Genomic DNA, 14,389 nt, shown 5'->3' on the forward strand with positions numbered 1-14,389 from the left:
GAACAGGGCCGTGAAACGAACTTGCGCCAATGATAGTGTACTCTTCGTATGCGAAAGTAGGTCATCCCCAAGCTCCTATTCTAAAAAGCCCTAACAGTCTCCTGTTGGGGCTTTTTTATTGCTCAAAATAAATAAGATAGAGCGCTAAAAGAAACCAGACAGCTGATGCCCTGCAGATAGCAGGCAGAAAAAAACCCGGTGCAAGCACCGGGTTAAAGTCTATTTAGAGAAACTCAAAATAGACTGCCATGAAATCTGTACTGCTTATTGTTTGCACCGCTTAGACGGTTGTTGATTAGAGTCTTCTCCCTCGTTTTATGTATAGTAAAAGAGTCACATGCTGCTGTCATTGACCCATGTGGGCTATTAAGAAATGAGCCGGAATGGCTGCTGATTTGCGGATGGTTAGCTGTGCCATGTTGACTGAGGAGTATCGTATCTGCAGCTTTGAATTTAAACGGAAATTTGGTATAATCGAAATGATAGATGGGCTTTACGCCCATTTTTTGTTTTCGGACGTAACGTTTTGAATTAAGGGTGCGTATGCAAAATTTGCATTCGGTGGTTGAAAAGACGGTTACCCAGTTAGGGTATGAGTTGGTTGATTTTGAAACCTCCAATCGTGGCAAGTTGCTGCGCGTGTTTATCGACAAGCTCACGCCTAAAGACAATAAAGACAGCGTGACGATTGATGATTGCGTGTTGGTGAGTAATCAGCTTGGCAATGTGCTCACCGTTGAGCTGGACATTGATTATGACCGTCTTGAAGTGTCGTCTGCCGGTTTGGATCGTGTGCTGAGTAAAGAAGCAGATTTTGTGCGCTTTGCCGGTGAGCGTGCGCAAATCAAATTGCGCGTCGGTATTCAGGATGATGGCCCTAAAGCGACTAAAACCAGCTTGCCAAGAAAGACTTTCTTGGGGCTGTTGCAAGGGGTTGAAGCAGGTAAAGTAGTAGTTGAGTGCGATGGCTGGGTTTATAGATTGTCGCTGGATAATATTGATAAGGCTCGTTTGAGCCCTGTCTTTGATTAATTTGTTATAGCTAATCCGTACGGTGAGTTGGAGATTACGATGAGTCGTGAATTATTGTTGTTGGTTGATGCCCTAGCCCACGAAAAAAATGTGGATAAAGAGGTGATTTTTACTGCCTTGGAGCTGGCATTGGCTTCTGCAACGAAAAAGAACCATGAAGAGGGTGCCGATATTCGCGTTGAGATTGACCGCGAAACAGGTGACTATAAAACCTTCAGACGTTGGCAATATGTGGAATACGACCTGCTGGAAAGCTCTGCTTACCAATTCGATGAAGAAGATGAGCGTGCTGCTAGCAGACAAATTGGTGATTATGCCGAAGAGCCTTTAGAGTCTATCTCCTTTGGGCGAATCGGCGCACAGGCGGCCAAACAAGTCATTTTGCAAAAAGTGCGCGAAGCTGAACGCGAACAAATGATCCAGGACTTCCTGGCGCGTGGTGAGAGCTTGGTGACTGGCGTGATCAAGCGTATGGAAAAAGGCAATGCGATCATTGAAGTTGGTCGTATCGAGTGCCTGTTGCCACGTGAAGCCATGATCCAGAAGGAAAACCTGCGCGTGGGTGACCGTGTGCGTGCCTACCTGTCTCGCGTTGACCGCGGTGGCCGTGGCCCACAACTGATTCTGTCACGTGTGGCACCAGATTTCCTCAAGCGTTTGTTTGAGTTGGAAGTGCCCGAAATTGAAGAAGGTTTATTAGAGATTCGCTCTGCGGCGCGTGATCCAGGTTTGCGTTCTAAAATTGCAGTGAAAACCAATGACCAGCGTCTGGACCCAGTGGGTACTTGCGTGGGTATGCGTGGTTCACGTGTACAGGCGGTAACGTCTGAACTCGGTGGCGAGCGTGTGGACATCGTTTTGTGGAGCATGGATCCAGCACAGTTTGTGATCAATGCACTGGCACCTGCTGAAGTCAGCTCTATCGTTGTCGATGAAGATGCGCACAGCATGGACGTGGTGGTGAGCGAAGAGCAATTGGCAGTCGCGATTGGCCGTAACGGTCAAAACGTGCGTCTGGCATCGGAGCTGACTGGTTGGAATTTGAATATTCTGACCGAAGAAGCCGCTGCACAGAAGAGCCAGGACGAATACGCCAAAATCAGCCAGCTGTTTATCGAAAAACTGGATGTGGATGAGGAAGTGGCTGACATCCTGGTGCAAGAAGGCTTTAGCACCCTGGAAGAAATCGCTTACGTACCTTTGGCGGAAATGGCTGAAATCGAAGCCTTTGATGAAGATACCATCAATGAGCTGCGCTCACGTGCGCGTGCGGCTTTGCTGACAGAAGCGATTGCCAAAGAAGAGAAGGTCGAAGAAGACACCAATGATTTGATGACGCTGGAAGGCATGGACGCGGATACGGCGCATAAGCTGGCTGCGAGCGAAATCCATACCAGTGAAGATCTGGCTGAGCTGGCCGTCGATGAGTTGGTCGAATTGACAGGAATAGATGAAGAGCGTGCCAAGTCGTTGATTATGACCGCGCGTGCACCTTGGTTTAAGTAACCTATGCGGTTAAGACATCATGCATACATCTTAATTAAAAAATAAAGTAATTGAACTGGAGCAGTACATGGCACTTTCAACCGTCGCACAATTTGCCGCAGAGCTGGGTCTTCCAACGACTCTGCTCATCGAGCAACTGAAAAGCGCAGGCGTTAACAAAACGTCTGTGGATGATTTTTTGGAAGAAGGTGACAAGGCTGCCTTGCTGGATTACTTGCGTAAAGAGCATGGTGCGGCAAATGCCCCCAAGAACAAAATCACCCTAACCCGCAAACAAAACACCGAGATCAAAAAACTCGATAGTTCAGGTAAAGCACGTACGATTCAGGTAGAAGTGCGCAAAAAACGCGTGCTGGAGCGCCCGGAAATTGGCTATGAGCAGCCAGCCGATGCGGCCTACGATGAAGCTGAAAGTGCCTTGCCTGATGTGCTGGAAGAGTTGCCAGTAGAGGTTGAAGAGGTCGTCGCTGAAGCCCCTGTGGTTGAAGAGGTGGTTGAAGTATTGCCTGAGCCAGAACCTGAGCCCGTTGAGGCCCCGGTTGCAGAGCCTGCGCCAGCCCCAGCGGTTGAAGCGCCTGTTGTGGCGAAAAAAGCGGCTGTGCTTTCTGCACAGGAAATTGCTTTGCGTGAGCATGAAGCGGTACGTGCGGCCAAACTGGCGGCGTTGCAGGCTGAAGATGTGAAACGTAAGCAGGCGTTGACCCAGCGTCGTGCTGAGGAAGAAGCAAAACGCCAGGCTGAAGCAGAAGCGGCTAAAAACAAGCCCGCTGCGACCAAGTTGTCTGAAGGCACATTGCACAAGCCAGCCAACAAAGTGGCTGACAAACCTGAAAGCAAAGACAAAAAAGCCAAGACCGATAACCGCGACTGGACAGATAACGAAAACAAAAAACGCGGTATTAAAACCCGCGGTGATGCACCTGCTGGTGGCGCCCAAGGCTGGCGTACACCAAAAGGCAAGCACCACAAATCAAGCAAAGATGAGCAACATGCATTCAATGCGCCGACTGAGCCATTGATCAAAGAGGTCATGGTGCCTGAGACCATTTCTGTGGCTGACCTGGCGCATAAGATGTCAGTCAAGGCCGCGGAAGTGATTAAAGCCTTGATGAAAATGGGCATGATGGTCACTATCAACCAAGTTCTGGATCAAGACACCGCGATCATTCTGGTCGAAGAAATGGGCCATAAAGCGCAAGCTGCCGCAGCTAACGACCCGGAAAGCTTCCTGGAAGAGGCCGATACTGTTGAAGCCGTGATGGAAGCACGTCCGCCAGTGGTGACCGTGATGGGTCACGTTGACCATGGTAAAACATCCTTGCTGGACTACATCCGCCGCAGCCGTGTGGCTTCAGGCGAAGCCGGTGGCATTACGCAGCACATTGGTGCTTACCACGTAGAAACCCCGCGCGGTATGGTGACTTTCCTCGACACCCCTGGTCACGAGGCGTTTACCGCCATGCGTGCACGCGGTGCCAAAGCCACCGATATCGTGATTCTGGTGGTGTCTGCCGATGACGGCGTCATGCCACAAACCATTGAAGCGATTCACCACGCCAAAGCCGGTAACGTGCCTATCGTGGTGGCGATCAACAAGATTGATAAGCCGGAAGCACAGCCAGAGCGCGTTAAAAACGAATTGATTACGCACGAAGTGGTGCCCGAAGAGTACGGTGGTGACACTATGTTCCGTGAAGTGTCTGCCAAAACAGGTAAAGGTATTGATGAACTGCTGGAAGCTGTTCTGTTGCAGGCAGAAGTGCTGGAGCTGACTTCTCCACAAAATACCCCGGCCAAAGGCCTGGTGATTGAAGGCCGCCTGGATAAAGGCCGCGGTCCCGTGTCTACCGTGCTGGTACAGTCTGGTGTACTGCGCCGTGGCGACATGTTGCTGGCAGGCACTGCTTATGGCCGTGTACGTGCCATGCTGGACGAAAACGGTAATGACATTAAAGAAGCCGGTCCTTCGATTCCGGTGGAAGTATTGGGCTTGTCCGACGTACCAAGTGCCGGTGAAGAAACCATTGTATTGAACGATGAGCGCAAGGCGCGTGAAATCGCCCTGTTCCGCCAAGGCAAGTTCCGTGATGTAAAACTGGCCAAACAACAAGCCGCTAAACTGGAAAACATGTTTGAGCAAATGGCTGAAGGCGAAGTGCAGACACTGAACCTGATTATCAAGTCAGATGTTCAGGGTTCTTTCGAAGCCTTGACCACCAGCTTGCAGAAACTGTCTACCAGCGAAGTACGCGTCAATATCATTCACACTGCGGTAGGTGCGATCAGCGAGTCTGACGTCAACCTGGCTGCAGCGTCTAAAGCAGTGTTGATCGGTTTTAACGTGCGTGCTGACGCCGGTGCCCGTAAACTGGTTGAAAACCTGGATGTAGACTTGCGCTACTACAACATCATTTACGAAGCGGTTGATGAAATCAAGGCGGCTTTGGGTGGCATGTTGGCACCAGAGCAAAAAGAACAAATGATTGGTACCGTTGAGATTCGCGAAGTTTACCGTATCTCTAAAGTCGGTGCTGTGGCTGGTTGTTACGTACAGGATGGTGTGGTTAAACGTAACTCCAAAGTACGTGTACTGCGTAACAATGTAATTATTCACACCGGTGAGCTGGACTCTCTGAAGCGCTTTAAAGACGACGTTAAAGAAGTCAAAAACAACTTCGAGTGCGGCCTGTCGCTCAAGAACTATAACGAGATCGAAGTGGGCGATATTCTGGAAGTCTATGAAGTCGTGGAAGTGGCACGTACCCTGTGACTTTAAAATCCGTCATGATGCGTTGTTGTCATCCAAAAAATGTTCGCTTACATATGTCTAATATGCCGCGCTCCATTTTTTTGATGACGCCTAGCCTCATTTAGTCTTTTAAAGTCAGGAAACTCAATGGCTAAAGCATTTTCAAGAAACGACCGTGTCTCAGAGCAAATGCGCCGTGAACTGGCGGATTTGCTCATGTTCGAGGTCAAAGACCCGCGTGTGCAGATGGTGACCTTGACTGGTGTTGAGGTCGCTGGCGACATGGCACACGCCAAGGTGTTTTATACGGCGCAAAAAAACAGCAAGGGCTTGCAGGCCGGGCTGGAAAAAGCGGCTGGTTTTCTGCGGTCGCAATTGGGCAAGCGCATGATGATCCGTACCGTGCCACAATTGCATTTCGTCTATGATGAATCCATAGACCGCGGCATGCATATGGACAAGCTGATCAATCAGGCTTTGTCCGATACCCCTCCGCAAGACTAATTTTTATCTTCTTTCGCCATGCAAACCAAACGCATTAAACGCGCTGTGAGCGGCGTGTTATTGCTCGATAAGCCGTATGGCTTCTCCTCCAACCAGGCCCTGCAAAAGGTCAAGTGGTTATATCAGGCGCAAAAGGCCGGGCATACCGGCACGCTGGATCCATTGGCGACAGGCGTGTTGCCTATCTGCTTGGGCGAAGCCACCAAGTTTGCCCAGCATCTCACCGACGAAAATAAAACCTATGTCGCTACAGTCAAGTTTGGTGTGACCACCACGACTGGTGACAAAGAAGGCGATATCATCCACCAGGTGGACTGTCATGTCACCCGCGCAGAGATTGAGCAGGTGTTGCCGCAATTTATGGGTGAAATTACGCAGGTGCCGCCCATGTATTCTGCGCTCAAGGTGAATGGCAAGCCTTTGTATGAATACGCGCGTGATGGCGTTGAGCTGGAGCGCAAACCACGCCAAGTGACTATTTATGCGTTACGTGTGTTGGGCTGTGCGGATAACAGTGCAGAGATTGAAGTCACCTGCAGCAAAGGCACTTACATCCGCACCCTGGGCGAGGATATCGGTAAAGCCTTGCAGGCCGGCGCGCATTTAACTGCCTTACGCCGCACGGCGACCGCCACCTACCAGATTGCACATACGGTGACTATTGAAGCACTGGAGCAGATGACCGCTGAACAACGTGATGCCTTGTTGCTGCCGGTCGATACTGCGATCACCGCATTACCTAAAGTCTTGTTGCAAGAAGATGCTGCCTATTATTTCAAACAGGGCAATCCGGTGTGGGTATCAGGCAGTATTCCGGCAGGCGAACTGCGTATTTATAGTGAGGCCGGCCTGTTTCTGGGCGTCGGTTTTCAGCAGCGTGATGGCCGCATCGCGCCCAAACGCGTCGTCAACCTCTAAGCAAGCCAATTTGGCTGCTTGACTTGCCACCGCAGCGGCAAGTTCCTACAATCATTGGATCACCCTATTTGAGCGGTATCCATGCAGCGATGTTTTTCCCCCATGATGTTGAGCCTATTGGTGCTTAGCCTGCCATGCATGCCTGCGGCGGCTGCGCAGGACGGCGCACCTCTTATCTCGGGCAAGCCGCCCATCACCATGCTTTATGACGCACGCTTTGAAGCACATGACCCAGGGCCTGAGCATCCTGAGCAAGCGGGACGTGTCCGTGCGATTGTGGAGCGATTGCAACAAAGTGCTGCGTGGCAACCCTTGTTACGCTGGCCTGCTTTTTCTGCAGCCACGCGTGCAGATTTATTGCGCGTACACAGTGCCGCCTATCTGGATTTGCTAGATACGGAACAGGCAGGTGTTCATGCTGGTGAGCACAACTTACTGAGTACTGGCGACACCGTGATTTCGCCGCACTCGTTGGCGGTGGCGACACTGGCTTCTGGCGCGGGCATGGCAGGTGTGGATGCCGTGATGTCTCAGCCATCCGCGACCGCATTTGCCCTGGTGCGCCCACCCGGACATCACGCCACCCGCGATCGCGGTATGGGTTTCTGCCTGACCAACCATATCGCTGTTGCTGCGCGTTATGCCCAGCAGCGTTACGCCATTCAACGCATTTTAATTATTGATATCGACGTGCATCATGGCAATGGCACGCAGGCGATTTTTGAGGCAGATAACAGCGTCTTTTATTTTAGTGCCCATCAGCATCCCTTGTATCCCGGCAGTGGTCGTCCGGCTGAGCGAGGTGTCGGTGCAGGGCTAGGATATACGATGAATATAGACGTGCCCCCAGGTAGCAACGAACAAGTGCTTTTGCATGCCTTGGACCAGCAACTGGCACCAGCCATGCAGCAATTTCGGCCAGAACTCATTCTGGTATCAGCCGGGCTGGATGCGCATGCGGGTGATCGTTTAGGGGCGTTGCAATATTCTGATGCGGGCTATGGCAACATCGCCACCCGCATTAAACAGCTGGCAGATGCGTATGCGCAGGGGCGTATGCTGTGGATGCTGGAAGGGGGCTATGTGCCCGTGCAAAATGCCAATGCCGTGGAAGCGATTCTTGCGGCTTTGTTGCGTTAGCGGTGGCAGTTCATTCGATTGTCATAAATATATGTTAATATATTCAAGATGTTAAAGCGTTTTTATGTCTATTTCCTGTTGTCGGTGCTGTTTGCCATTGCGCAAACCGGCATTGTCACGCATGAAATCAGCCATATCAACGAGCTGACCCAGCAGTCGCAACCAGACAAAAAACAAGGCAATGAGCCTTGTACCTTGTGTATCAGCCTGGCGCACGCTGCTGGGGCGCTCACACAAACGCCGCAATGGCATTTGCCGCCACTTTCTCAGGTTACCCTCCCCGCCGCTGCTGTTATTGCGGTCAATACTTATCATGTTGCTGTTTATTCTGCACGCGCGCCACCCTTCATTATTTCCGCCTGATTATTAAACGCGCCCTGACTGGCTTGAGCCATGTCTGGTGCACATTTATTTTGAGTGCAGTGCATCAAGCACTGTCTCTATCATGTCTGGAACTACAATGAATATGATGAAACAGATGGCGCCTGCCTGGCGTCACAAACCGCTATGGCTGGCGATGATGGCCGCATTAACAACGCCTGTATTAGCGGCAGATAACGCTTCAAATATCGATCTTGATCAGATCCCGGTGACGGGTAACCCTTTAGGGGTCGCGTCGGATGATATGGTCGTCCCGGTGTCCGTGCTTGGTGGCCGCGAATTAAGCCTGCGTCGCCAGGGCACGCTGGGTGAAACACTCAATGGGATTCCTGGAGTCACTGCGACGCAGTTCGGCCCCAATGCTTCGCGTCCGATTATCCGCGGCATGGATGGTGAACGTGTTCGCATCATGCAAAACGGCGTCGGTGTGCTGGATGCTTCTTCTTTGAGTTTTGACCATGCCGTGGGCATAGATCCGCTGATTATTGAACAGATTGACGTGGTGCGCGGACCTGCCGCCTTGCTCTACGGCGGTAGCGCCATGGGTGGCGTGGTCAACGCCATTGACCATCGTATCCCCAAAGAGTCATTGGATGGTTACACCGGCCGTGCCGAAGCGCGTTTTGGCGGGCCGGATAATACGCGTAACGGCGCGGCGGTGATGGATGTCGGTAACGGCACATTTGCATTGCATGCCGATGTCTATAGCCGTGAAACCAGCAACCTGGAGATTCCAGGCTATGCCGTGTCCAAGCGTAAAAGCCGGGCAGATGGGACACCGCGCGACAGCAAGGGCAATGGTAAGTTGAATAATAGCGATGCGCTGGCGAATGGCGGTGCGTTGGGCGCGGCCTGGACCTTTGATACCGGCTACCTGGGTGTGTCTTATGCGGACTCCAATAATAACTATGGCACGGTGGCCGAAGACAGTGTGCGCATCGACATGCAAAACAAACGCCTGGAGCTGGCGGGTGAAGTGCGCGATTTAAAAGGACCGTTGCAAAAACTCAAATTGCGCATGGCCCATACGGATTATCAGCACGTTGAGCTGGAAGATGGTGTGGTTGGAACGACCTTTAAAAATCGCGGCGTTCAGGGCAGCCTGGAAGCGACGCACGCGCCGATTGCCGGTATTAATGGGGTGTTAGGTTACCAGTTCCAGAATACGCGTTTCCAGGCCTTGGGCGAAGAGGCCTTTGTACCGAGTGTGACCACGCAAGATCAGTCGGTGTATGTGTATGAAGAGTATGCGATTAACCAGCACAAGCTCACGTTTGGTGGCCGCACGGGTCAAACCACGGTGAATTCCGCTGACAGTGCCAATTTTGGTGCTGGGCAAAACAACAGCTTTAACCCGAACAGCTTTGCACTGGGCGGGTTGTATGCGATCAATGACAACTGGAACGCGACATTTAACTTGTCACACAATGAGCGTGCGCCAAGTTATTTTGAGTTGTATGCCAACGGTGCGCATATTGCGACCGGTCAATATGAGGTGGGTAGCACGCAGCTGAAAAAAGAGCGTTCGAATGGTATCGATGCGCAATTGAAGTGGAAGTCCGGTGGCAATAGCGTCACTTTGGGCGCTTATGCCACCAGGTTTAAAAACTTTATTGGCCTGTTTAACACGGGCAACGATGTGCTGGTCGATGGTGAGCTGTTGCCGGAAGCTGAGTTCAGGGCCGTCCCTGCCTTATTTAAAGGCCTTGAGCTGGAAGGCAAGTTTGCCTTGAATGATGAGTGGGCGCTCAAGTTGCGCGGTGACTATGTGCATGCCAAAGATACGCGCAACAATCAGTATCTGCCGCGTATCTCGCCATTACGTTTGGGTGGCGGGCTGGATTATCACCTGGGCAATTGGAATGCACGTGTCGATGTCATGCATGCTTTCAAGCAAAACGATGTGGCAGAAAACGAACTGAAAACGGATGGGTATACCAACCTCAGTGCCTTGGTCGCCTTCAAGCTGCCGGTGAAATATCATGTGGAATTGTTTGCCAAAGCGAATAACCTGCTCAATGATGAAATTCGCGAGCATGCGTCTTTCCTCAAGGATATTTCGCCAGCAGGTGCGCGCTCCATCCTGGTTGGTGCAAGGGCTGACTTCTAAGGTGGATTGATAAATAAAAAAAGGTTGGCAATGCCAACCTTTTTTTATTAGTGAGTGAATATTAACCCAGCAGGATCAAGCCCCATACCACGCCCAGGTTAATCAGCGCCAGTAATACGGCCGCACTGCCAATATCCTTGGCGCGTTTGGCCAGCGCGTGACGTTCGATGGAGACGCGGTCAACCACGGCTTCTACGGCAGAGTTGAGCAGTTCAACAATCATGACCAGCAGCACGCTGCCGACCATTAAGATACGGTGCAAGGCTTCTGCTTCCAGGTAAAACGCCAGCGGAATCAATACCAGTGACAGCCAGACCTCCTGGCGGAAGGCATCTTCATGCTGGTAGGCGGCTTTAAAGCCATCCATGGAGTAGCCAAAGGCATTGATTAAACGGCGGAGTCCAGTTTTGCCTTTAAACGGGCTTTCCTGGTGGCTGGATGATTGATTGTTTTGCATGGTTTATCTCTAAATTGCGACATCACATTTTAACATGCGCTATGATAGCGCTTTTAGCAGTATAGTGAGGAACGAACATGGCAAGAATGGTGCAATGTGTGAAACTGGGCAAAGAGCTCGAAGGCATGGATTTCCCGCCTTATCCCGGTGAGTTGGGCAAAAAGATTTATATGCAGGTCTCTAAAGAGGCCTGGGCGGGCTGGTTAAAACAACAGACCATGCTGGTGAACGAAAACCGCTTGAGCCTGGCAGATGCCAGCGCCAGAAAATACCTGGCGGAGCAGACTGAAAAATACTTTTTTGGCGATGGTGCCGATGTGGCCAGTGGTTATGTCCCGCCTAGCGCTTAACTGCAAGCAATAGCCGCCAAATAAAAAGCACTCCTGAGAGTGCTTTTTATGTTTGTACGCCTTAAGACTGTGTTTCGCGCTGGATATCTTCCAGGCTGGTGTGGCGGATATCTTTGCCCTTCACCATATACACCACATATTCTGAGATGTTTTTGGCATGGTCGCCAATACGCTCAATTGCTTTTGCCACAAACAGTACTTCCAGTGACATGGAAATCGTGCGTGGGTCTTCCAGCATAAACGTAATCAGCTGGCGCATGGCGGCGCGGAACTGCTCATCCACTTGCTCATCTTGCTTGGCGACTTCAACGGTCTGGCTCACGTCCAGGCGGGCGAAAGAGTCCAGTGAAGTGCGCAACATTTCACGCACAATACCGACCATGGTTTTAATCTCGTTAAAACGCGGTTTGTACATGCGGTCTTGTTCGTAGATGCGCTGGGCCGTACGGGCAATTTTGGTCGCCTCATCGCCAATACGCTCGAGGTCGGTGATGGTTTTCACCATCATCATGATCATGCGCAAATCACGGGCTGCAGGTTGTCGGCGGGCAATGATATGGCTGCAATCTTCGTCCACTTGCACTTCCAGCGCGTTGACGCGTGTGTCACGCTCCATGACATCTTTGGCCAGCTTAACATCGGCACTGGTCAGTGCTTCCAGTGCATTCACAATCTGCTGCTCAACCAGTCCCCCCATTTCCAGAACCTTGGCACGTACCGATTCCAGTTCAACATCGTATTGCTTAGAGGTATGTTCAAATTGCATGACAAATTTTCCTAATTATTGTGCCGGTGCAGGTTACCAGCACAATATGACAACTTCATGATAATTTTGCAATTACTTTGTCAGTGTCTTGACGCCGTCAGGGGTCGCCAGTAACAAGACGTTTGCTGGGCGTGCTGCAAACAGGCCATTGGTCACAACACCGACGATGGCGTTGATTTTGGCTTCCAGTTCGATAGGGTCGCTAATGGTCAAACCATGCACGTCCAGGATCAGGTTGCCGTTATCGGTGGTGAAGTCGCGCAGTTTTGGCTGGCCGCCCAGTTTCACCAGTTCACGTGCCACATGGCTGCGCGCCATCGGCAACACTTCTACTGGCAGTGGGAACTTACCCAACACAGGCACGAATTTGCTTTCGTCACAGATACAGATAAAGGATTTGGCGACGGCTGCCACGATTTTTTCACGCGTTAATGCACCGCCACCACCTTTGAGCATGTGCATGTGCTCGGTGATTTCGTCCGCGCCATCCACGTAAATATCCAGACTGTCTACACTGTTCAAGTCAAACACTTCAATGCCGTGACCACGCAAGCGTTCTGCTGTCGCTTCTGAGCTGGCCACCGCGCCGGTGATTTTGTGTTTTACTTTGGCCAGTTCATCAATAAAAAAGTTGGCGGTTGAGCCGGTGCCCACGCCGATAATGCCGTCTTTAACATAGGTGACCGCGGCCTTCGCGACTTCCAGTTTCAGTGCATCTTGTTGTGCTTTATCCATTGCCATTTGCTTCAATCCTTGATTAATTCTTTATAATACAAACAATTCTCTATCATACACTGCAACCCTGCGGTTTTAAAATCTTAACGTATTTCATGACCATCAATTACCGCGAAAAAATCGAACACTCCCAAGTCTATGCTGTGGCCAGGCACACGCCTCTGGATGAGATGCCCAACCTGTCTGCGCGCTTTAAAAACCGGGTGTTATTAAAGCGCGAAGATATGCAGCCGGTGTTTTCGTTCAAGCTGCGCGGTGCCTATAACAAAATGGCCAACCTGTCGCCTGAGGCGCTGGCACGCGGCGTGATTTGCGCTAGTGCTGGTAACCATGCGCAAGGCGTTGCGCTCAGCGCGCAAAAGATGGGTTGCCGAGCCGTGATTGTGATGCCCACAACCACCCCGGCGATCAAGGTTAATGCCGTGCGCTCGCGTGGGGCTGAGGTGGTGTTGTTTGGCGACAGTTATTCCGACGCCTATGCGCATGCCCTCCAAGTTGAGCAAACCGAGGGCCTGACGTTTGTACACCCTTATGATGACCCGGATGTGATTGCCGGGCAGGGCACCATCGCGCTGGAAATTGTGCAGGATCATCCGGAGCCGATAGAAGCGATTTTCTGCTGCGTCGGCGGCGGCGGTTTGCTGGCTGGCATTGCCGCGTACATTAAAGCCGTGCGGCCAGACATCAAGGTGATAGGTGTAGAAGCGCAAGATGCCGAAGCCATGACCGAGTCAGTGAAGCTCGGCAAGCGTGTGATGCTGGAGCAAGTGGGTTTGTTCGCAGACGGTGCTGCGGTGAAGCAGGTCGGTGAGCACACCTTTGCCTTGGTGCAGCAATATGTAGACGAAATGATCGTGGTCGACAACGATGAAGTGTGTGCCGCGATTAAAGATGTGTTTGAAGACACACGCAGCATACTCGAACCTGCCGGTGCCTTGGCACTGGCAGGGTTAAAGGCCTACGCTGAAAAACATCAGTTGCGAGGCAAAACCATGATTGCGATCGCTTCAGGTGCCAATATGAACTTTGACCGCCTGCGCTTTATTGCCGAGCGCGCCGAGTTGGGTGAACATCGCGAGGCCGTGTTTGCGGTGACGATTCCGGAAACGCCGGGCGCTTTCAAGGCCTTCTGTCGCCAATTAGGTAACCGTAATATCACCGAATTCAATTACCGTTTTTCTGATGCCAAGCAGGCGCATATTTTTGTCGGCCTGGCCGTGCAAAATCCGGCTGAGGCGGCGGAGATTGCCAATACGCTTGAAGCGGCAGGCTTGCCAACCTTGAATCTCAGTGACAATGAAATGGCCAAATTGCACCTGCGCCACCTGGTGGGTGGTCACGCGCCACAAGCGCAAAATGAGGTGGTTTACCGCTTTGAGTTCCCGGAAAAACCAGGCGCTTTAATGAACTTTCTCGAATCCATGGGTCACAACTGGAACATCAGCTTGTTTCACTACCGTAATCATGGCGCCGATTTTGGCCGTGTGCTGGTGGGGATGCAGGTGCCGCCAGAGGATAAAGTGGCGTTTGAGCAATTCCTGCAGCAACTGGGTTACCCTTATTGGGATGAAAGCCAGAACCCGGCCTATCGCTTGTTCCTGGGGTAGGTGGTTGTAAATAGCCGTTGTGGTGGCTGTTTTCAGCCAGCCCTGGTGTGCTGATGTGTAAAAAGCAATCATGGGCCATGGTTTGTCAGTAAGTATGATTCTTGCTGGAATCATAAGCTTTAATAAAAAATCAG

13 protein-coding genes are annotated in these 14,389 nt (G+C 51.4%); 10 read left to right on the top strand and 3 right to left on the bottom strand.

Annotation, left to right across the window (positions count from 1 at the left end; all coding sequences use genetic code 11):
* Nucleotides 1–543: 543 nt before the first annotated feature.
* The 8 genes from rimP (at nt 544) to INP78_RS05145 (ending at nt 10,340) form a co-directional block, all read left to right on the top strand.
* Nucleotides 544–1,032 carry a ribosome maturation factor RimP gene (rimP, locus tag INP78_RS05110; RefSeq protein ID WP_194741150.1) on the top strand — a complete coding sequence of 163 codons (489 nt, stop codon included), beginning with the start codon at nt 544–546 and terminating at the stop codon, nt 1,030–1,032.
* 39 nt (nt 1,033–1,071) lie between these two features.
* Nucleotides 1,072–2,538 (top strand): transcription termination factor NusA, encoded by a 1,467-nt coding sequence (nusA, locus tag INP78_RS05115; protein WP_194741151.1) that lies wholly within the window; start codon nt 1,072–1,074, stop codon nt 2,536–2,538.
* 67 nt (nt 2,539–2,605) lie between these two features.
* Entirely contained in the window at nt 2,606–5,308 is a 2,703-nt protein-coding gene (gene infB, locus INP78_RS05120) for a translation initiation factor IF-2 (protein WP_194741152.1), read from the top strand.
* A gap of 126 nt (nt 5,309–5,434) precedes the next feature.
* A complete protein-coding gene (gene rbfA, locus INP78_RS05125) occupies nt 5,435–5,791 on the top strand; it encodes a 30S ribosome-binding factor RbfA (protein ID WP_194741153.1) in 357 nt (118 codons plus the stop codon).
* 18 nt (nt 5,792–5,809) lie between these two features.
* Nucleotides 5,810–6,709, top strand: coding sequence for a tRNA pseudouridine(55) synthase TruB (gene truB / locus INP78_RS05130; RefSeq protein WP_194741154.1), 900 nt, complete (start codon nt 5,810–5,812; stop codon nt 6,707–6,709).
* A 102-nt stretch (nt 6,710–6,811) separates the two neighbouring features.
* Nucleotides 6,812–7,849 (top strand): histone deacetylase, encoded by a 1,038-nt coding sequence (locus INP78_RS05135; protein ID WP_228522681.1) that lies wholly within the window; start codon nt 6,812–6,814, stop codon nt 7,847–7,849.
* Nucleotides 7,850–7,897: 48 nt separating this feature from the next.
* Nucleotides 7,898–8,212: a hypothetical protein gene (locus INP78_RS05140; RefSeq protein ID WP_194741155.1), complete on the top strand. Its 315-nt coding sequence runs from the start codon at nt 7,898–7,900 to the stop codon at nt 8,210–8,212.
* 97 nt (nt 8,213–8,309) lie between these two features.
* The gene (locus INP78_RS05145; RefSeq protein ID WP_194741156.1) at nt 8,310–10,340 is read left to right on the top strand and encodes a TonB-dependent receptor; all 2,031 of its coding nucleotides are present in this window, start codon (nt 8,310–8,312) and stop codon (nt 10,338–10,340) included.
* Nucleotides 10,341–10,401: 61 nt separating this feature from the next.
* On the opposite strand, the gene INP78_RS05150 is transcribed toward INP78_RS05145, so the two are convergent.
* Nucleotides 10,402–10,797 (bottom strand): diacylglycerol kinase, encoded by a 396-nt coding sequence (locus tag INP78_RS05150; RefSeq protein ID WP_024930965.1) that lies wholly within the window; start codon nt 10,795–10,797, stop codon nt 10,402–10,404.
* 77 nt (nt 10,798–10,874) lie between these two features.
* On the opposite strand from INP78_RS05150, the gene INP78_RS05155 reads away from it, so the two are divergent.
* The gene (locus INP78_RS05155) at nt 10,875–11,147 is read left to right on the top strand and encodes an oxidative damage protection protein (protein WP_194741157.1); all 273 of its coding nucleotides are present in this window, start codon (nt 10,875–10,877) and stop codon (nt 11,145–11,147) included.
* A 61-nt stretch (nt 11,148–11,208) separates the two neighbouring features.
* Here INP78_RS05155 and phoU read toward each other — a convergent pair whose 3' ends face one another.
* Both phoU and rpiA read right to left on the bottom strand, forming a co-directional pair.
* Complete coding sequence (gene phoU, locus INP78_RS05160; RefSeq protein ID WP_194741158.1) at nt 11,209–11,913, bottom strand: phosphate signaling complex protein PhoU; 705 nt, start codon at nt 11,911–11,913, stop codon at nt 11,209–11,211.
* Nucleotides 11,914–11,985: 72 nt separating this feature from the next.
* Nucleotides 11,986–12,648, bottom strand: coding sequence for a ribose-5-phosphate isomerase RpiA (rpiA, locus tag INP78_RS05165; RefSeq protein ID WP_194741699.1), 663 nt, complete (start codon nt 12,646–12,648; stop codon nt 11,986–11,988).
* Nucleotides 12,649–12,743: 95 nt separating this feature from the next.
* Here rpiA and ilvA point away from each other — a divergent pair, with 95 nt between their 5' ends.
* A complete protein-coding gene (ilvA, locus tag INP78_RS05170) occupies nt 12,744–14,255 on the top strand; it encodes a threonine ammonia-lyase, biosynthetic (protein ID WP_194741159.1) in 1,512 nt (503 codons plus the stop codon).
* Nucleotides 14,256–14,389: the final 134 nt, after the last annotated feature.

Origin of the sequence: Methylophilus sp. 14 (assembly GCF_015354345.1) — a bacterium.
Lineage (GTDB): Bacteria > Pseudomonadota > Gammaproteobacteria > Burkholderiales > Methylophilaceae > Methylophilus.